This is a genomic window from Cyanobium gracile PCC 6307 (genome assembly GCF_000316515.1).
In the GTDB taxonomy this organism is placed as follows: Bacteria; Cyanobacteriota; Cyanobacteriia; order PCC-6307; family Cyanobiaceae; genus Cyanobium; species Cyanobium gracile.
In genome coordinates, this window is record NC_019675.1 from 1,548,493 (window position 1) to 1,566,578 (window position 18,086).

The following is an 18,086-nucleotide window of genomic DNA, read 5'->3' on the forward strand; positions in this document are numbered from 1 at the left end:
CCACTGGTCCGGAGCGCCATGCGGACCCTCAGGGGCGTGGGCCGGGCTTGCCACCCCGGCCGTGGTGCCGGTGGTAGTCCGGCTCCGGGTTGGATTCCTGCAACTGGCGCACCGCCTCCACCGCCATGCCGGCCACGACACCGAAGCCACCGAGCACCACTGTGCTCCAGAACAGGGCCTGGGGGGTGACCCGCAGGGGGGTGTGGGCCACGATGGCCTTGAGGAACTGGGCGATGGCCAGGCCCACCAGACCGGTGAGCATGCCGGCGCAGAGCACCCGGCGGCCGCTCAGCGGTCGGCAGGGGGCCGGCATCAGGACCCCAGGCCGGGGGTGGCTTCGGCCTCGACGGGTGGTGATCCGGCGGTGAGCTGCTTCATGACGACGTAGAACACGGGCACCACGAACAGGGACAGCACCGTGGCCACGGCCAGGCCCCCGAACACCACCGTACCCAGGGAGGCCTGGCTGCGGGCACCGGCGCCGCTGGCGAGAACGAGGGGCAGGAAGCCGAACAGGGAGGAGATGGCGGTCATCAGGATCGGCCGGAACCGGGACTGGGCCGAAGCCCGCGCCGCCTCCAGCGCGGAGGCGCCCTCCTGCATGCGCTGGTTGGCGAGATCGACGATGAGGATGCCGTTCTTGGCCGCCAGACCGATCAGCATCACCAGGCCCACCTGGGCGTAGATGTTCAGCACCTCACCCCGCAGGGCCAGAAAGGCCAGGGCCCCGAGCATGGCCGTCGGCACGGTCATCAGGATGATCAAAGGGTCGCTGTAGCTCTCGTACTGGGCCGAGAGCACCAGGTAGACCGTGAGGATGCCGAGGGCGAAGATCACGATCGCCAGCGCGCCGGCCTTCACCTCCTCCCGCGAAATGCCGGTCCAGTCGTAGCCGACACCGGTGGTGGAGAGATTGTCGAAGATGTCCTGGATGTCCTTGATCGCCTGGCCGGAGCTGCGGCCCGGCAGGGCGGAGCCCTCCACCTTGATCGAGCGGAACAGGTTGAAGCGGGGAATCACCGACGGACCCGTGGTCGACTCGACCGTGATGAACTCCGACAGGGGGATCTGGTCGCCGCTGGCATTGGGCACATACAGGGACTTCAGCTGCTCCGGATCGGCCCGGTAACGTTCATCAGCCTGCACGAAGATGCGGCGCACCCGGCCGGCATCGAAGGTGTCGTTGACATAGAAAGAGCCGATGTTGAAGCTGAACGTCTGCATCGCCGTGCCGTAGTCGACCCCGAGGGCCGCCATCCGATCACGGTCGACGAGGATCTGCAGCTGGGGGGCCTCGGGGGAGAACTGGGTGAACACCCGGTCGAACAGGCCGCTCTGGTTGGCCTGGCTGACCAGCTGGGTGGCCGCCGCGAAGAAATCGGCCGAGGAGAGCGCACCGCCACTGCGGTTGAGCATCTGCATCTCGAAGCCCGCGCCGGTGCCGTAGCCGGGGATGGCGGGGGGTTCGACCACGATGATCCGTGCCTCCTGGATCACCGAGAGCTTGCGGTTCAGCCGCTGGGTGATGGCCGCCACCGACTGCTCATCGGAGGTCCGTTCGTCCCAGTTGCGGGTGCCGAAGAAGAACAGGCCCCGGTTGGGGGCATTGCCATCGAGGCTGGCGCCGCTGAACACCGCCGCCGTGGTGATGTCCTTCTCGCTGCGCAGAATTTCCGCCACCCGTTGGTTGATGCGGCGCGTCGTCTCCAGGGAGGCGCCGTCGGGGGCCTGGACGATGCCGATGGCATAGCCCTGGTCTTCCACCGGAACGAAGCCTGTCGGGATCGAGGTGAAGGCGAACCCGGTGAGCACGATGCCACCGGCCAGCAGGGCCATGATCAGCCGGCGCTTGCCCAGAACCCAGGCCAGCCCGGCGTGGTAGCGCCGCTCGATGCCGCCATAGAGGACGTTGAAGCGGCGGAAGATGAACGGAGCACCCCAGCCGAGCAGCCCGCCGATCAGCGTGTAGATCAGCACCTCCAGCGGGCTGTTCAGCTGCCCGAGCATCACGGCCGCAACGGCACCGCCGATGGCGAAGGGCAGCCGCAGCGGCAGGCCGGTGAGCAGGTGCAGGCCATAGCCGATCGCCGCGGCCAGGGCCAGCACGCCGAGGGCCACCAGGATGCCGCCGCCGCTGGCGAGCAGCCCGTACACGAAGCCGATGAAGACACCGGAAATCGCATAGGTACGCCGGCTGGGGGGCTCACCCTCCCGGGCCAGCAGCAGGGCCGAGAGCATCGGCGAGAAGGTGAGGGCGTTGAAGGTGGAGATCAGGATCGAGAAGATGATCGTCGCGGCGAACTGCTTGTAGATCGTCCCGGTGGCTCCGGGGAAGAACAGCACCGGCACGAACACCGCGAACAGCACCAGGGAGGTGGCGATCACCGCCCCGAACAGCTCATCCATGGTGGACTTGGCGCTCTCCAGGGCGGTGAGCCCGGAGGCCTTCTTGGTGGAGGTGTCCTCGATCACGGTGATGGCGTCATCCACCACCAGACCCGTGGCCAGCACCAGGCCGAACAGGGTGAGCTGGTTGAGGGTGAAGCCGAAGGCCTTCACGAACAGGAAGGTGCCCACCAGGGCCACCGGAATGGCAATGGCCGGCACCAGGGTGGCCTTCCAGTTCTGCAGGAACAGGAACAGGATCAGCACCACCAGCACCACCGCCTCCCGCAGGGCGGTGGTGACCTCGTCGATCGAGGCTTCGACAAACTCGGTGTTGTCGTAGATCTTCTGGATCGTCATGCCCACCGGCATGGTCTCGGTGAACTCCTTGATCACCTCCTCCACACCACTGGAGACATCGAGGGCATTACTGCCCGTGAGCTGGTAGACGGCCATGCCCACCGAGGGAACACCGCGTAGGTCGGTGGCCTCGATGTCGAAGGATTCACCCCCGAGGGTCACCCGCCCCACGTCCCGCAGACGCACCAGGCCTCCGTCGGCGGTGGAGCGCAGGATCATCGAGCCGAACTCCTCGGTGTTGCGCAGCCTCCCCTGTAACTGCACGGTCAGGGTGAACTGCTGGCCCTCGGGGGAGGGGGCACCGCCGATGCGGCCCACCGGCACCAGCCGGTTCTGGCTGCGCAGGGCGGCGACCACATCGGCGGCGGTGAGCTTGTTGGCGGCGAGGCGATTCGGATCCAGCCAGAGGCGGAAGGCCAGCTGCCGGTTGCCGAAATAGGTGAGTTCACCGACACCGGGCACGCGGCGGACCGCATCGGTGAGGTTCTGATCCAGCAGGCCGCTGATCGTCTCGAGGCTGAACTGGTTGTTCGGATCCTCGCTGGTGAAGTTGTAGACGAGCAGGATGGAGTTGGAGGCCTTGTTGACTGTGATGCCGGACTGGCGCACCTCCTCCGGCAGGCTCGGCTGGGCCAGGGACACCCGGTTCTGGACGTTCACCTGGTTGATGTCACCGTCGCTGCCGCTGGCGAAGGTGACGGAAATGGAGCTGGAGCCATCGGCCGCACTGGTGGAGGTGATGAACTCCATGTTCTGCACCCCGTTGATCTGCTGCTCGAGCACGCTGGTGACGCCCTGCTCGACGCTGACCGCATCGGCACCCACATACCGGGAGGTGACCCGCACCGTGGGCGGGGCGATGTCCGGCAGGCTCTCGATCGGCAGCAGCGGGATCGCGATCAGGCCGGCGATCACGATCAGCAGGCTGCACACCGTGGTGAGCACCGGCCTGAGGATGAACGTGTTCGAAGGGGACATCAGGCGGGGCTCAGTTCACCTTGACGGGCGCGCCGTTGCGGAGGTTGATCAGGTTGGTGGTGATGACGCGGGTGCCGGGCTGCAGGCCCTTGAGCACCGGATAGCGGTTGTTCTGCAGGGGGCCCAGCTGCACGGGAGTCTGCAGGGCGAAGCTGGTGCCGGCGGGGAGCTTGCGGGCCACCGCCAGGTCGGCGCGGCCGGGGCGCCGCTCCAGATCGGCCAGGCTGCCCACCTCGTAGACGAAGCTCTGGCCGGAGATCTGGGTGACGGCCGCGAAGGGAACCGACAGCTCCTGGCGGCTGTCGAGCACCAGCCGGGTGCGGGTGCGCAATCCGGTGCGCAGCACCCCGCCGGGATTGGCGAACTCGGCCTTGGCCAGCAGGGACTGGGTGCCGGCCACCACGCCCGGGTCAAGGGAACCCACCACCCCCTGGGCCATCGGCTTGTTGGTGGCCGGATCCATGAGGATCACCGTCTGTCCCACCCGCAGGCGACTGGAGAACACCGCCGGCACATCCACCCGGGCCATGAGCCGGTCGTTGCGGATGATCGTGGTGAAGGGATCGCCGGCGGCGATCACATCCCCCAGCTTCACCTGCACATCGCCGATGGTGCCGGCGATGGGAGCCTTGAGGTCGCGGAACGCCAGGTCGGCCCGCCGCGCCACCAGGTCCTGCCGTGAAGAGAGGTACCGCTGGCGGAACTCATCTCGCTGGAAGGCGCTGGCGGCGCCCTGCCGCACCAGGTACTCGTAGCGCTCGTAGTTGAGCTTGTTGGTCTGGACTTCCGCCTCCAGGCGGGCCACATCGGCACGGGCCTGGGCCTGGTCGAGCACCAGCAGGATCTGGCCGGCGGCCACCTTGTCGCCCTGGCCCACCACCAGCCGCTCGATCCGCCCGCCGGCCTGGGCCGCCAGGCGCACCTCCTCGATGGCCTCAAGGGTGCTGACGGTGTCGACGTTGTCGGTGAAGGGAGCCAGGGTGGCCGGCTCGGCGCGCACCGAGAGCGGCGGCCGGCCCGGAGGGGCTTCCGCCTGGCAGGCCCCCAGCAGGGTGGCGCCAAGAAGGGCGGCGGCAGCCGCCGGGAAGTTGGTGCCGGAGCGTCGCAGGCGCCACGTTAGTGCCCCGGGTAGAGGCGGCCTGCTCGGATGGCCGATCACGGGTTCAGCGACGGACAAGGCTTCCGCCAGACCGTACCGCTCTGGAGGCTCTCCCGGCGAGATGATGGGGCGGTGAGTGATCTGTTCTGGCATCAGGGCGAGCAGGCCAGGCGCAGGATCGCCCCGCTGGCGGATCGATTGCGGCCGCGCAGCCTCGACGACTTCGTGGGCCAGGCGGCGATCCTGGGTCCGGGGCGCCTGCTGCGTCGCGCCATCGCCGCCGACCGGGTCGGGAACCTAATCCTGCACGGCCCCCCCGGCACCGGCAAGACGACGCTCGCGCGGATCATCGCCGGCAGCACCCGGGCCCACTTCAGCAGCCTCAACGCCGTGCTGGCCGGCGTCAAGGACCTGCGCGCCGAGGTGGACGCCGCCAAGCAGCGGCTGGAGCACCACGGCCTGCGCACGATCCTGTTCATCGATGAGGTGCACCGCTTCAACAGCGCCCAGCAGGACGCCCTGCTGCCCTGGGTGGAGAACGGCACCGTCACCCTGATCGGCGCCACCACCGAAAACCCCTACTTCGAGGTCAACAAGGCCCTGGTCAGCCGCTCCCGCCTGTTCCGCCTCCAGCCCCTGGAGCCGGAAGACCTGCGGCTCCTGCTCGAGCGGGCCCTGGCCGATCCCGAACACGGCTACGGCCAGCGCCGCGTCGAACTGGCCGAGGAGGCGAGCGCCCACCTCCTGGACGTGGCGGGAGGCGATGCCCGCAGCCTGCTCAACGCCCTCGAACTGGCGGTGGAGACCACCGAAGCCGATGCAGGCGGCGTGATCCGCATCGACCTGGCCATCGCCGAGGAATCGATCCAGCAGCGGGCGGTGCTCTACGACAAGCAGGGGGATGCCCACTTCGACACCATCAGCGCCTTCATCAAGTCGATCCGGGGCTCCGACCCCGATGCGGCCCTGTTCTGGCTGGCGCGGATGGTGGAGGCCGGCGAGAACCCCCGCTTCATCCTGCGGCGCCTGCTGATCTCCGCCGGTGAGGACATCGGCCTGGCCGATCCCCAGGCCATCGTCGTGGTGGAGGCCTGCGCCGCCGCCTTCGACCGGGTGGGTCTGCCGGAGGGGCTTTACCCCCTGGCCCACGCCACCCTCTACCTGGCCGGCACCGAGAAGAGCAACAGCAGCCTCGGCTTCTTCGATGCGGTCAAGGCGGTGCGCGAGGCCCGGCGCCAGCAGGTGCCCGCCCATCTGCGCGACGCCAACCGGGATGGCCAGGCCTTCGGCGATGGGGTGGGCTACCGCTACCCCCACGCCTATGCCGACCACTGGGTGGCCCAGCAGTACCTGCCCCGGGCGCTGCAGGGGGAGGTGTTCTGGCAGCCGGGGGCCCTGGGCTGGGAAGGGGGGCTGCGTCAACGGCTGCAGCAGCGCCGGGCCGCCCAGCTGGCCGCCGCGGCCGAAACGGCCGCCGACGATCGGGGCGACCTGCTCAGCAGCAGCCCGGACGACCCCCTGCTGAGCCGCTGGCTGCAGCGCCAGGCCGGGGCGGAGGGCGAACGGCTCGACCGGCTGCGCCGCCGCTTCTGGGAGGACACCGCCATCGGCCGCCTCGACCGGGTGCTGGTGCTGGAGGCCCACTCCCTGCTCTGGGCCCTTGATCCGCTCGAAGCGGCCAGCGAGGGTGAGGTGGTGCTGGTCACGCCATCGGCGGCAGTGCTCGATCGCCTCCAGGCCCAGCTGCAGCTGCTGGATCAGCTGCGACGTCCCCGCCTGCTGGCCGCGGCGCCGGAGGCGCCCGAGCCGCTGCAGGCCCAGCTGGAGCCATGGCCCCGCCTGGAGGGGCGCTTCGAATGGATCGCGGCGCGCCAACCCTGGCGGAGCTGCACGGCCGAGCAGCGGCGGGCCTGGCTTGAGCTGCTCACGGCCCTGGCGGCCCCCGGCGCCGGGCTTCGTCTGCTGTTCACCCATCCCCTGCTGGGGCCGGCGGGCAGCCTGCGCGCCCATCTCGGCGGGAGCGGTGCCGGCGAGGCCCGGGACGCCCTCGACACCGCAGCCTCCCGGGAACAGGAGTGGCGGGCTGGGGAGGTGGAGCTGGCCGAGAGGGTGCAGGAGGGCCTCGAAGCTCTGGGATGGAGCGTGCAGCGGCGCTTCTGGGAGGAGGCGCTCGAACTTCCCCTGGGTGACGCCGTGCTGGAGCGCTGGTTCGGCCGCCAAGCCAGCTACCGCGGGCATCTGGCCGCCGTGCTGCCGGCCGCTGCCCTGCGGCGCCTCGAAGCCCTGTTCCGGCAGCGGCGCGGGGCCGCCCTGCCCCAGCCCCTGGGGCACACCCTGCTGCTGGCCCGACGCGGCACGGAGCCATGAGGCCATGAAAAAAGCCCCGGCGAGAGGCCGGGGCGTCCGATGGGATGGGGGAGAGATTCTCCCCCGGTGGCTCACCAGAGGCCGCGGACCGGCTCCTGCATCATCGGGGCGGGAGCCGCGGGGGTCTCGCGGACCATGGCGACAGGGTCGGCCATCTGGTTGGCCTGGATGCAGGCGGGCAGGAAGACGTACCAGGAGAGCAGCGAGGTGCACTGGGCGGTGCCGGGCTGGCAGCGACCTTCTGCACAAATGTTCTGCGCACCGGTGTAGGTGTTGCAGAAATCAGCCAGACGGAAGTCGGTGGGGAGGGCCTTCATGATGCCGGCCGAGGAGATTGAACCGTCCTTGGCATCGGAGATGATCGCCGACCGCAGAGCCTGAACCGCATAGGTGTTCATGCTGTAGTACGGGAAGTAGCTGTTGGTGGCGTTCTTCAGGAACTTCACACCCGCATCGGAGTACAGGAAGCGGGACACCCCCACCAGATTGACGGCGTAGGTCTTGTTCATGCCCGACTTGACTTCGTCGGAAGTCCAGCCGGAGCGGGCCAGACCGCCTTCCAGACCACGGTCGGTGATGTCACCGGAGTCAAGGAAGGTGTCAAAGGCGGACTGGTTGGTGGACCACACGGCACCACCAGTGTTCCAGCGGACAGGCAGATCGTTGTCCACGGCCGCGGAGGCGGGAAGCACGGAGGCCGTGACGGCCGTTCCCACAAAGAGACCGGCGAGAATTCTCTTGAACACGGGAGGCGATGTTGACTTCCCTATCAACCTACCCATTGAAGGTGATTCTGCCGACATCTCGTGTGCAGTTTCTTTGCCTCTCCACACACAACGGAAAGGTGCCCCCTCCGCCGGGGTCCTGGGGTGTGGGACTCGGAGCCGGCGGGGGCCCTACCCAGGAGCTTGCCCCTAGGGTGAAGTGGTTGTCATTCGCCCCAAGGTGCGACCCATGGCCCTGCAGGTGGGAGATCCAGCCCCCGACTTCACCCTCCCCGATCAGACCGGTGAAGCCGTGTCCCTCGCCGCGCTGCGGGGCCAGCGGGTGGTGATTTACTTCTATCCGAAGGACGACACGCCGGGCTGCACCAAGGAGGCCTGCAACTTCCGGGACCGCTGGAGCGCCTTTGAAACCCACGGCATTCGGGTGCTGGGGATCAGCAAGGACGGGGCGGCCAGCCACGGCAAGTTCGTCGCCAAGTACGACCTGCCCTTCACCCTGCTGACCGACGCCGAGCCCTGTCCCGTGGCCGAGGCCTACGGAAGCTATGGACTGAAGAAGTTCATGGGCAAGGAGTACATGGGCATGATGCGGCACACCTTCGTCGTCGACGCCGACGGCAAGTTGGAGCGCATCTATCTCAAGGTGAAGGCCGAGGAGATGGCCGATCAGATCCTCGAGGACCTGGGCCTGGCCTGAGCCGCACCCTCCGGCCCAGCCGGACACAGAGCCACCAGCGCCTCCAGACAGAGCTCGGGGTGGTGCCTCAGGGCGTCCTCCCCCAGCTCCAGCCAGCGCCGCAGCAGCGGCAGCAGGGCCGGCCCGTCACCGCCGGTGAGCACGATCGTGCAGCGGGGCTCCTCCCTGCGGACCTGGCGGCCCGCCTCCAGCACCGCGGCCGCCAGACCCTCCAGCACCCCGCAACGCATGGCCGCCGCCGTGGCCAGCGGCCAGTCCTCCCCGCCGGCCTCCAGGTCCCCCTCCAGGCTGGGCAGCGCCGCGGTCCCCGACCCCATGGCGGCCAGCTGCAGGGCGGCCCCCGCCATCAGCCGGCCACCGGCGAAGCGGCCCTGCCCGTCCACCCGGGTGAGGCTCAGCACCGTGCCGGCATCGGCCACCAGCACCGGGCCGCCCACCAGCCGGTGCGCCCACCAGCCCGCCAGGGCCCGGTCGATGCCAAGCCAGGGGGGGGATCCGGCCAGGGGCACATCCTCAAGCTTCAGACGCGATGCGTCGCTCAGGGCGGCCTCCGGGGGCACCGGGCCCACCGCCGCCCAGGCCAGGGGCGGCTCCACCGCCGAGGCCGGCGACGGCAGGTGGACGAACCGCAGGCCCGCCCCGGAAGACCCGCCGCCGCTGTCCCCGTCGGCCACGGCCCAGTGCCAGCGGCTGTTGCCGATCAACAGCCAGCGGGGCTGGCGCCCCGCCACCTCAGATGCCCTCGCCCATCAGGCCCGGGAGGTGGATGCCGCACTCCTGCTGCAGACCGCCGAAGCGGGTGGCCCGGCCGTTCGTGGTGCCGTCGTCGGGGGCGCTGGTATGCCAGTCACCGACGGTGGAATAGCCCTTCTCGAACAGCGGGTGCTGGGGCAGCTCGTGCTCCTGCATGTAATAGAAGACGTCGCGGCGGCTCCAGGCGAGCAGGGGCCGCAGCGACCAGCGCTGGCGGACCGGATCCAGGCAGTGCATGGCGCCGCGGTGGTCGGTCTGGCCGGCCCGCACCCCGCTGGCCCAGCAGTGCACCTGCAGCTGCTCCAGGCCCCGGTCGAGGGGTTCGACCTTGCGGATGCGGTTGTAGGTGCGCATGTCTTCCGGCGTCCCCGTCTCCCAGAGCCGGCCGTGCAGGGCCTCCATTCGGGCCGGGCTCAGGTCGGCCTGCAGCACGTGCAGATCCAGCTTGAGGCGATCGCAGAGTTCGTCGGCGTAGCGGTAGGTCTCGGGCGGCAGGTAGCCGGTGTCGACCCAGAGCACCGGGATCGCCGGCCAGCCCCCAAAGCCATCGAGGGCGCTGACCATGTGCAGCATCACCGCCGACTGGATGCCGAAGCTCGTGGTGACGGCGAAATGACCGGCGAACGCCTCCTGGGCCCAGCGCATCCGCCCGATCGCATCGAGGGGCTCAAGGCCGGCCCGGGTGGCGTCGAGATCGATGGCAGCGCCATGGCGATCGCGGGGCAGTGCCTGGAGAGCCGCATTCAGGTCCGCCGCACCGCGCGCGGGGCTGGTGGACGCCGTGAGGGGGAAGGACACCATCGCCCCATCATCGCCCTTCGGCGGTCCGGTCGATGTGGTTAGGGTGACGGGATGCAAGGGCACCCGAATCCGGCCCGGAATCCGGCCCACAAACCGGTCCAGAACAACGTTGTCATCGTCGGGGGTGGCTTCGGCGGCCTGTACACCGCCCTGGCCCTGGCCCAGCGGAAGCACCACCCCCCCGTCCTGCTCATCGAGCCGAACGACCGCTTCCTCTTCCTGCCCCTCCTCTACGAGCTTCTGAGCGGCGAGCTGCGCGGCTGGGAGATCGCGCCCCGCTACGACGGCCTGCTGGCCGGCCGCGGCCTGGCCTGGCTGCAGGACCGGGTGGAGCGGATCGACACCGATGGCCATCGGCTCCACACCGCCGGGGGCCGCACCATTGCCTACGGTCGCCTGGTGCTCGCCACGGGCGCCGAGAGCAACACCTTCGCGGTGCCGGGGGCCGATCGCCACAGCCTGGGCTTCCGCAGCCTGGCCGATGTGGAGCGGCTCCAGCGCCTCGTGGCCGACCTCCGGCAGCAGCCCAGACCCCTGCAGCGCCTCGCCGTGGTGGGCGCCGGTCCGACCGGGGTCGAGCTGGCCTGCAAGCTCGCCGACATGGCCCAGGGCAGCGCCGTGATCGAACTGATCGAGCAGGGCCCCCAGCTGCTGCCCCAGGCCAGGGCCTTCAACCGGGAGCAGGCCGCCCTGGCCCTGCAGCGCCGCGATGTACGCCTGCGCACCCGCACCCAGGTGGAGGCGGTGGAGGCCGAGGCGATCACGCTTCGCTGCCATCCGGACGGGGACAGCCCTGCCCACGCCGAAACCCTGGCCGTCCGGGCGGTCGTCTGGACCGCCGGGTTGAGCTTCCGCCCCCCCCGGATCGACCCCGCTCCCGCCTGCGACAGCCGCGGCCGCCTGCTCTGCGGGCCCGATCTTCGCCTGCGGGACCACGAGGGCCTCTTCGTCGCCGGCGATCTGGCCGCCCCGGTGGACCCGGAGGACACGACCCCTCCGGCCACGGCCCAGGTGGCCTTCCAGCAGGCCCCGGTGCTGGCCGCCAACCTGATCCGCTCCCTGGCGGGAGAACCCCTGGAACCCTTCCACTGGAACGATCTGGGCGAGATGATGAGCCTCGGCGTCGGCGAAGCCAGCCTCACTGCCGCCGGCGTCACCCTGGCCGGGCCGGCCGCCTACCAGCTGCGTCGCCTGGCCTACCTCACCCGCCTGCCGGGCCGGTCCCATCAATGGCGGGTGGCCGCCGGCTGGCTGGCCGACTGGAAGCCATGACAGCGGCCTCCGCCCCGGCGCCCCCCTGGCCGCGGCCCCGCGGCCTGCTGCTCGATGCCATGGGCACCCTGATCGGCCTGCGGGCCTCAGTCGGGGCCACCTATGCCGCCGTGGCCGCCGAGCACGGCATCGACGTCGCCCCTGCGGCCATCGACCGGGCCTTTCCGGGCGTGCTGCGGCAGGCCCCGCCCCTGGCCTTCCCCGGCCTCGATGGCGATCGCCTGCTGGAAGCCGAGCGCCGCTGGTGGGGCGATCGCATTGATGCCGTACTGGCCACCGCCGCCCCGGCGGCCCTCCACCACGCCCTGTTCGATCGCTTCGCCGACCCCTCCCTGTGGCGTGTCTACCCCGATGTGCCGGCGGTGCTGCGCCGCTGGCACGGGGCGGGGCTGCGCCTGGCCGTGGTCAGCAACTTCGACCGTCGGCTGCAGCCGCTGCTGGAGGGCCTGGGCCTGGCCGATCTGTTCGAGGCGGTGGTGGTCTCCAGCAGCGCCGGGGCCGCCAAGCCGTCGCCCCAGCCCTTCCGGATCGCGCTGGAGTCCGTCGGTCTGGAGGCGTCCCAGGTCTGGCACGTGGGCGACAGCCCGGAGGATGGGGCCGGGGCCCGGGCCGCCGGGGTGCGTTGCCTGCTGGTGCGTCGTCCTTGAGGCAGGGGGTGCTGGCCGGCAGGACGGCGGGTCTGCGGCCCGCCGAGCGTCGGCGGCTTGAGCAGATCTGTCACCGCCGCCATCCCGCCGAGGCGGTGGCCGACCTGCTCACCCTGCAGCGCCTGGCGGCCGAGGTCCGGGGCCTGGAACTGCCCCTCACCCTGGTGGTGGACGGGCGCGGCCTCTGCCGGCTGCTGTGGGTGGGGGAGCTGGAGCACGCCGCTCGCCTGCTGGAGAAGCTGCCCGGCCCCTCCAGGCGCCAGGGCCACAACCTGCGCCTGCTCACCTGCGCCGGGGCCGGACGCCAGGCCCAGCTGCAGCCCACCGCCCAGGAGGCGGTGGTGGGGATGGATCTGGCCCCGGAGCTGTGGCTGCGCTTCGGTCCGCAACCGGAGGCCGGCGGACGCTGGCCGGCGGCCATCCACACCCCCGCCACCAGCGGCGACCGCGCCTGGCAGGGGGTCCTGGCGGGGGACCTGGCCGACCTCTGTGGCCAGGATCCCGCCGCCCTTGTCAGCGAGGAGGCGCCGGCCGCGGCAGCACCCGCGCCGACCCCGGAGGGCCCCGAGCGGGTGCTGCTGCTGGTGCAGACCAGCGGCGACCGGGCTCTGAACGAGCGGCGCATCGCCGAACTGGAGGGACTGGTGCGCAGCGCCGGTGCGGTGCCGGTGGGGCGGGTGGAGCAGCGCCGCCAGGGCCCGGCCACCCGGAACCCCTGGGGAGAGGGCAAGCTGCGGGAGGCGGCCCTGGAGGCCCGCCGCGTCGGCGCCAGCCTGGTGGTGGCCGACCGGGAACTGACGCCGGCCCAGGCCCGGGACATGGAGAGCCTGCTCGACCTGCCGATCAGCGACCGCAGCGAACTGATTCTCGACATCTTTGCCCAGCGGGCCGCCAGCGGTGCCGGACGGCTGCAGGTGGAGCTGGCCCAGCTGCGCTACCGCCTGCCGCGGCTCACCGGCCGGGGGCTGAGCCTGTCGCGGCAGGGGGGTGGCATCGGCACCCGGGGACCGGGCGAGACCCAGCTGGAGAAGGACCGGCGCGCCATCGCCCGCCGCATCGAGCGGCTGCAGCGGGAGGTGCGGCGTCTGGGGGACCACCGGGCCCGCCTGCGCCAGGGCCGCCGCGATCTGCCCAGAGTGGCCCTGGTGGGTTACACCAATGCGGGCAAGAGCTCCCTGCTCAACGCCCTCACCGGCGCCAGCGGAGACCAGGCGGTGCTGGCCGAGGACCAGCTCTTCGCCACCCTCGATCCCACCACCCGCCGGATCGGACGGGGGGCGGCCGGTGGCGGCCCGCCGCTGCTGGTCACCGACACGGTGGGCTTCATCCGGGAGCTGCCGCCCCAGCTGATGGAGGCGTTCCGCTCCACCTTCGAGGAGGCGCTCGACGCCGATGGCCTACTGATCGTGGTTGACCTGGCGGATCCGGCCTGGCCCGAGCAGCTCGCCACCGTCCGGACCATCCTCGATGCCCTGAAGGCCACCATGCCCCGGCGGGTGATCGGCAACCAGATCGACCGCTGCGCCAGCGGCGAGCTGGAACGGGCCAGGGCCCTGGAGCCGGGCATGCTGTTCGTCTCGGCCACCGCCGACCTGGGTCTGCAGCACCTGCGCCAGGAGCTCCAGTCCTGGACCGCCGCGGCCACGACCGACGACCCCGCTGCTGTGCCAGCATCAGCCGGCGCCAATTTCTCTCCCATGACCCTGCAACTGGGCGACACCGTTCCCGATTTCACTCAGGAGTCCCAGCTCGGCCCGATCAACCTCTACGACTTCGCCGGCGACAGCTGGGTGGTGCTCTTCTCCCATCCCGCCGACTACACCCCCGTCTGCACCACCGAACTGGGTGAGGTCTCGCGGCTGCGGGCCGAATGGGAGAAGCGGAATGTCAAGACGATCGCACTGAGCGTCGATTCCGCCGAGAGCCACAAGGGCTGGATCGGCGACATCAACGAAACCCAGAACACCACGGTCGATTATCCGATTCTCGCTGACAGCGACAAGAAGGTCAGCAGCCTTTACGGCATGATTCACCCCAACTCCCTCAGCAACCTCACGGTGCGCTCGGTGTTCATCATCGACCCCAGCAAGAAGCTGCGTCTGCAGATCACCTATCCCGCCAGCACGGGCCGCAACTTCGATGAGATCCTGCGGGTGATCGATTCCCTGCAGCTCACCGACCACCACCAGGTGGCAACACCGGTGAACTGGAAAGAGGGTGACGACTGCGTCGTGGTGCCCTCGATCCCCACCGACGAGGCCCGGGCGAAGTTTCCCAAGGGTGTCACCGAGATCCGTCCCTATCTGCGGATGACCCCCCAGCCGAACAAATGATCCGACGGCAGGGTTGGCGGCACAGGCTGACGGTGCCGCAGTTCACGGTGGTGACCGGCGTGCTGGTGATCACCTTCGGCACTGTGCTGCTGGCCAGTCCGCTCTGCTCCAGCGATGAGGTGGGCCTCTGGGAGGCCCTCTTCACCGTCACTTCGGCGATCACCGTCACCGGCCTCTCGATCATCGACGTGGGGGCCGAACTCACCTTTGCCGGCCAGGTAACCCTGGCCGGACTGATCCTCACCGGTGGCCTGGGTCTGATGGCGATCACCACCTTCCTCCAGGGCTTCGTCCAGGGGCGCTCCGGCCTGCGCCAGCGTCTCGATAAGGGCCGTGCCCTGGACGATTTCGGTGTGGGCGGCATCGGCCCCACCCTCAACCAGATTCTCCTGATCGCAGGGATCGTCATCGGGATCGGCACAGTGACGCTCTACAACTTCGGCTTCACCGATATCCCGGACAAGGGCCAACGGCTCTGGGCCTCCCTGTTCCACTGCATCAGCGCCTACAACAACGCCGGCTTCGGCCTGTGGCGCGACAACCTGGTCGGTTACCGCAGCCAGCCGGTCGTCAATGCGGTGATCGGCCTGCTGATCGTGATGGGCGGCATCGGCTGGAGGGTCACCAACGACATCTGGGTGAACCGCTTCCGGCTGGCCCGCATCCGCCGCCTCAGCCTCCACACCCGCCTTGTCATACGCACCACGATCGTGCTGATCGTGCTGGGGGCCGTGGGCCTGCTGTTCACCGAGCACTTCGCCACCGAGGGGATGGTGGAGCAGCTGAGTCTCTGGGACAAGCTTCAGGTGACGATCTTCCAGTCGATCACCACCCGCACCGCCGGCTTCAACACCGTGCCGCTGTCCCTTGAGACGATCTCCGATTCGGGACTGCTGCTGATGATCATGCTGATGTTCATCGGCGCCAGCCCCGGCGGCACCGGCGGCGGCATCAAGACCACCACCTTCGCGGCCCTGATCGCCGCCACCCGCTCCACCCTGCGCGGCCACGACGAGGTGGTGGTCCGCAACAGGGAGATCCCCCTCAAGGTGATCCTCAAGGCGGTGGGCGTCACCCTGGGCTCAGGTCTGTTCATCCTGCTGATGGCCCTGCTGCTGGGGCTCGGCAACACCACCGCCGGCACCCCCGGGAGCGAGGCCTTCACCTTCCTGGAGAAGCTGTTCACCTGCGTCTCCGCCTTCGGCACCGTGGGCCTCGATGTCGGCGTGACGAGTCAGCTCAACCGCTGGGGCCAGCTGGTGCTGATGGTGGGCATGTTCGTGGGCCGGATCGGTATTCTCCTCATGCTCTCTGCGGTCTACGGCAGCCGGCCCCAGAATCGGGTGGGTTTCCCCCGCGAAGAGCTCTACATCTGAGCCCGGTTTCCTTCGATCCGCGCCCCATGCCCCTTGCAACGTCGTCCTCATGAAACCGTCGTCCTCATGAATCAGTGGTGGCAGTGGCAGGGAAGCGAGACCGACACCTCCAACAGCTACGCCGTGATCGGCGTCGGCCGCTTCGGCAGTGCCGTGTGCAAGGAGCTCCTGCGCCACGGGGCCGAGGTGCTGGCGATCGACAACAACCAGCGGGCCATCGATGAGCTGCGCCAGATGGATCCCGCCATTGAGGCCCGCGTGGTGGACTGCACCGACGAGGAGGCCCTGAGGGCCGCCGGCGCCCTCGACGTGGGCACGGTGGTGGTGGCGATCAGCGAACCGATCGGCGCCAGCATCACGGCCACCCTGATCGTCAAGGACGGCGAAGGCAGCCGGGTCCGGCAGGTGATCGCTAGGGCCACCAGCGATCTTCACGAGAAGATGCTGCGGCGCGTCGGCGCCGACAAGGTGGTCTTCCCCTCGAAGATGCAGGGGACCCGCCTGGGCATGGAGCTGGTCCGGCCCAACCTTCTCGAGCGGCTGCGGCTCGACGACCGCAACAGCATCGAGGAGATCAAGGTGCCCGGCTCCTTCGTCGGCCAGTCGCTGCGGGATCTGAATCTCCGCAAGAACTACAACGTCAGCGTGCTGGCCGCGGGCCCCGCCAACCAGCTCACGGTCAACCCGCCCGCCTCCCATGTGCTCAACGCCTCCGAGCTGCTGGTGGTGATGGGCAGCAGCGAAGCCCTCGAGGCCCTGCCTTCCCACTGATTGCCTTGCGAAGGACAGCCATTGCGAAGGACAGCCATGCGGGTGCTGGGGCTGATGAGCGGCACCAGCGCCGACGGCATCGATGCGGTGCTGGTGAGCCTGAAGGGTCGCCCGGCCCGGCCGTTCTGGCGCATCCTCGCCAGTGCCCACACCCCCTACCCGGCCGGACTGCGCGAACGGCTCGTGGCGGTCGGCCAGGGGGTTCCGCAGAACGCCGCCGCCCTGCTGGACCTGGCCGAGGAGCTCACCGAGCACCAGGCCCTGGCCGCCCGCGCCTGCGATCCGGAGGGCCGGGCCGAGCTGGTGGGTTGCCACGGCCAGACCCTCTGGCACCGCCCGCCGGAACAGGAGCGCCGCGGGGCCAGCTGGCAGCTGCTGCAGGGGCCGCTGCTGGCGGAGCTCCTGGGGACGCCGGTGGTGTTCGACTTCCGCAGCGTCGATCTGGCCCTGGGCGGCCATGGCGCCCCCCTGGTGCCGGCCACCGACGCCGCCCTGCTGGGCAGGATCGGCGGCTGGCGGGCCCTGCTCAACCTGGGGGGCATCGCCAACCTCACCCTGCTGCCTCCCCCCACCGGTCCTGATCGGCAGGCGCCGGTGCTGGGCTGGGACTGCGGCCCGGCCAACACGCTCCTGGATCTGGCGGTGGCCCGCTTCAGCGGCGGTCGGCTGGGCTTCGATGCCGATGGGGCCTGGGCGCGGCGGGGCCGCATCGACGAGTGGCGGCTGCAGCAGTGGCTGCGGGAGCCCTACGTTCAGGCTGTGCCGCCGAAGTCCACAGGTCGGGAGCTGTTCGGGGCCGCCGACCTGGAGCGGCGCCTGGCCGAGCTCGGCGACGGGGTGGATCCGGCCGATGCCCTGGCCACCCTGACGGCCTTCAGTGCGGCGGTGGTGGCCCAGGACCTGGCCCGCCCCCCCCGACCCCGGCCCCTGGAACTGCTGGTGGCCGGCGGAGGCACCCGCAACGGCTTCCTGATGGAGCAGCTGCGGCAGCGTTGCCACGGCACCGCGGTGCTGCCCCTGGCCAGCCAGGGCATCGCCGACGACCAGCGGGAGGCCCTGGCTTTCGCCGTGCTGGCCTGGTGGCGGCACCGCGGCCATCCAGGGTCCCTGCCCTCGGTCACCGGGGCCCGGCGGCCCGCCGTGCTGGGGGTGATGGCCCTGCCGCCCCCGTCAGGGGGATGAGGGGGGCTGACGCAGGCGCAGCCGGCGTGGTGCCCCCCGCAGCCGCCGGGTACCGGCCTGCTCCTGCTGCTCGAGCTCCCGGCGGAAGCGATCGGCGGCGACGGTGGGTCCGAGCGGATAGGGGGCCGCGGCCGGTTCGGGAGGCCGCTGCCGCTCCAGCCGTTCCACCCCCTGCTGGATCAGCACCTTGGCCATGTTGCTGACCGTGCGCGACTCGCTCTCCGCCAGGGCGGCCAGCCGGGCACAGAGCTCCTCCGGCAGGACGACCTGGATCCGCGGCGACTTGGGCTTGCCGCTGGAGGAGGTCTGACGGGTGGGCACGGTGCCTCTGGGTGGGGGC

Annotated in this window: 15 protein-coding genes and 1 pseudogene; 9 read left to right on the top strand and 7 right to left on the bottom strand. The window is 70.3% G+C overall.

All coding sequences use genetic code 11. The annotated features are described in order from the left end of the window. Nucleotides 1-28: 28 nt before the first annotated feature. Genes CYAGR_RS07350 through CYAGR_RS07360 form a run of 3 tightly spaced genes read right to left on the bottom strand, consistent with a single transcriptional unit; the run spans nucleotide 29 to nucleotide 4,882 of the window. A complete protein-coding gene (locus CYAGR_RS07350) occupies nucleotides 29-313 on the bottom strand; it encodes a hypothetical protein (RefSeq protein ID WP_015109170.1) in 285 nt (94 codons plus the stop codon). After that, complete coding sequence (locus tag CYAGR_RS07355; RefSeq protein WP_015109171.1) at nucleotides 313-3,723, bottom strand: efflux RND transporter permease subunit; 3,411 nt, start codon at nucleotides 3,721-3,723, stop codon at nucleotides 313-315. Before CYAGR_RS07355 ends, CYAGR_RS07350 begins: the two co-directional genes overlap by 1 nt. A gap of 10 nt (nucleotides 3,724-3,733) precedes the next feature. Beyond that, nucleotides 3,734-4,882, bottom strand: a complete 1,149-nt coding sequence (locus CYAGR_RS07360; RefSeq protein ID WP_015109172.1) for an efflux RND transporter periplasmic adaptor subunit — start codon at nucleotides 4,880-4,882, stop codon at nucleotides 3,734-3,736. A gap of 72 nt (nucleotides 4,883-4,954) precedes the next feature. On the opposite strand from CYAGR_RS07360, the gene CYAGR_RS07365 reads away from it, so the two are divergent. Beyond that, entirely contained in the window at nucleotides 4,955-7,189 is a 2,235-nt protein-coding gene (locus CYAGR_RS07365) for an AAA family ATPase (RefSeq protein WP_015109173.1), read from the top strand. A 71-nt stretch (nucleotides 7,190-7,260) separates the two neighbouring features. On the opposite strand, the gene CYAGR_RS07370 is transcribed toward CYAGR_RS07365, so the two are convergent. Beyond that, nucleotides 7,261-7,971, bottom strand: a complete 711-nt coding sequence (locus CYAGR_RS07370) for an alpha/beta hydrolase (protein ID WP_015109174.1) — start codon at nucleotides 7,969-7,971, stop codon at nucleotides 7,261-7,263. A 172-nt stretch (nucleotides 7,972-8,143) separates the two neighbouring features. Between CYAGR_RS07370 and bcp the strand changes: the two genes are divergently transcribed. Next, nucleotides 8,144-8,611: a thioredoxin-dependent thiol peroxidase gene (bcp, locus tag CYAGR_RS07375; RefSeq protein ID WP_015109175.1), complete on the top strand. Its 468-nt coding sequence runs from the start codon at nucleotides 8,144-8,146 to the stop codon at nucleotides 8,609-8,611. Here bcp and CYAGR_RS07380 read toward each other — a convergent pair. Both CYAGR_RS07380 and CYAGR_RS07385 read right to left on the bottom strand, forming a co-directional pair. Next, nucleotides 8,581-9,342: a type III pantothenate kinase gene (locus tag CYAGR_RS07380; RefSeq protein ID WP_051017076.1), complete on the bottom strand. Its 762-nt coding sequence runs from the start codon at nucleotides 9,340-9,342 to the stop codon at nucleotides 8,581-8,583. The genes bcp and CYAGR_RS07380 overlap by 31 nt on opposite strands. 1 nt (nucleotide 9,343) lies before the next feature. Beyond that, entirely contained in the window at nucleotides 9,344-10,165 is an 822-nt protein-coding gene (locus CYAGR_RS07385) for a phosphoadenylyl-sulfate reductase (protein ID WP_015109177.1), read from the bottom strand. A gap of 51 nt (nucleotides 10,166-10,216) precedes the next feature. Between CYAGR_RS07385 and CYAGR_RS07390 the strand changes: the two genes are divergently transcribed. The 7 genes and pseudogenes from CYAGR_RS07390 to CYAGR_RS07415 all read left to right on the top strand — a co-directional run bounded on the left by CYAGR_RS07390 (nucleotide 10,217) and on the right by CYAGR_RS07415 (nucleotide 17,746). Further along, nucleotides 10,217-11,437 carry an NAD(P)/FAD-dependent oxidoreductase gene (locus CYAGR_RS07390; protein ID WP_015109178.1) on the top strand — a complete coding sequence of 407 codons (1,221 nt, stop codon included), beginning with the start codon at nucleotides 10,217-10,219 and terminating at the stop codon, nucleotides 11,435-11,437. Continuing rightward, a complete protein-coding gene (locus tag CYAGR_RS07395; RefSeq protein WP_051017215.1) occupies nucleotides 11,434-12,084 on the top strand; it encodes an HAD-IA family hydrolase in 651 nt (216 codons plus the stop codon). Before CYAGR_RS07390 ends, CYAGR_RS07395 begins: the two co-directional genes overlap by 4 nt. Nucleotides 12,085-12,431: 347 nt before the next feature. Then, nucleotides 12,432-13,652: pseudogene (gene hflX, locus CYAGR_RS19090) on the top strand (GTPase HflX); the annotation flags it as partial. Nucleotides 13,653-13,781: 129 nt separating this feature from the next. Continuing rightward, on the top strand, nucleotides 13,782-14,417 hold the full coding sequence (locus CYAGR_RS19095) for a peroxiredoxin (protein WP_245552650.1): 636 nt from the start codon (nucleotides 13,782-13,784) through the stop codon (nucleotides 14,415-14,417). Further along, the gene (locus CYAGR_RS07405; RefSeq protein WP_015109181.1) at nucleotides 14,414-15,793 is read left to right on the top strand and encodes a potassium transporter TrkG; all 1,380 of its coding nucleotides are present in this window, start codon (nucleotides 14,414-14,416) and stop codon (nucleotides 15,791-15,793) included. The genes CYAGR_RS19095 and CYAGR_RS07405 overlap by 4 nt, the downstream gene beginning before the upstream one ends. A 66-nt stretch (nucleotides 15,794-15,859) precedes the next feature. Next, nucleotides 15,860-16,564 carry a potassium channel family protein gene (locus tag CYAGR_RS07410; RefSeq protein ID WP_015109182.1) on the top strand — a complete coding sequence of 235 codons (705 nt, stop codon included), beginning with the start codon at nucleotides 15,860-15,862 and terminating at the stop codon, nucleotides 16,562-16,564. Between the two features lie 36 nt (nucleotides 16,565-16,600). Beyond that, nucleotides 16,601-17,746 (top strand): anhydro-N-acetylmuramic acid kinase, encoded by a 1,146-nt coding sequence (locus CYAGR_RS07415; protein ID WP_015109183.1) that lies wholly within the window; start codon nucleotides 16,601-16,603, stop codon nucleotides 17,744-17,746. Here CYAGR_RS07415 and CYAGR_RS07420 read toward each other — a convergent pair. Further along, nucleotides 17,735-18,067, bottom strand: coding sequence for a ribbon-helix-helix domain-containing protein (locus CYAGR_RS07420; protein WP_015109184.1), 333 nt, complete (start codon nucleotides 18,065-18,067; stop codon nucleotides 17,735-17,737). The two genes, CYAGR_RS07415 and CYAGR_RS07420, sit on opposite strands and share 12 nt — an antisense overlap. Between the last annotated feature and the right edge of the window lie 19 nt (nucleotides 18,068-18,086).

Excerpts from the sequence above, each read along its gene's own strand:
- CYAGR_RS07350 (WP_015109170.1), bottom strand. The coding sequence starts at position 313 with ATGCCGGCCCCCTGCCGACCGCTGAGCGGCCGCCGGGTGCTCTGCGCC.
- CYAGR_RS07355 (WP_015109171.1), bottom strand. The coding sequence starts at position 3,723 with ATGTCCCCTTCGAACACGTTCATCCTCAGGCCGGTGCTCACCACGGTG.
- CYAGR_RS07370 (WP_015109174.1), bottom strand. The coding sequence starts at position 7,971 with ATGGGTAGGTTGATAGGGAAGTCAACATCGCCTCCCGTGTTCAAGAGA.
- bcp (WP_015109175.1), top strand. The coding sequence starts at position 8,144 with ATGGCCCTGCAGGTGGGAGATCCAGCCCCCGACTTCACCCTCCCCGAT.
- CYAGR_RS07385 (WP_015109177.1), bottom strand. The coding sequence starts at position 10,165 with ATGGTGTCCTTCCCCCTCACGGCGTCCACCAGCCCCGCGCGCGGTGCG.
- CYAGR_RS07390 (WP_015109178.1), top strand. The coding sequence starts at position 10,217 with ATGCAAGGGCACCCGAATCCGGCCCGGAATCCGGCCCACAAACCGGTC.
- CYAGR_RS07395 (WP_051017215.1), top strand. The coding sequence starts at position 11,434 with ATGACAGCGGCCTCCGCCCCGGCGCCCCCCTGGCCGCGGCCCCGCGGC.
- CYAGR_RS19095 (WP_245552650.1), top strand. The coding sequence starts at position 13,782 with ATGACCCTGCAACTGGGCGACACCGTTCCCGATTTCACTCAGGAGTCC.
- CYAGR_RS07405 (WP_015109181.1), top strand. The coding sequence starts at position 14,414 with ATGATCCGACGGCAGGGTTGGCGGCACAGGCTGACGGTGCCGCAGTTC.
- CYAGR_RS07410 (WP_015109182.1), top strand. The coding sequence starts at position 15,860 with ATGAATCAGTGGTGGCAGTGGCAGGGAAGCGAGACCGACACCTCCAAC.
- CYAGR_RS07415 (WP_015109183.1), top strand. The coding sequence starts at position 16,601 with ATGCGGGTGCTGGGGCTGATGAGCGGCACCAGCGCCGACGGCATCGAT.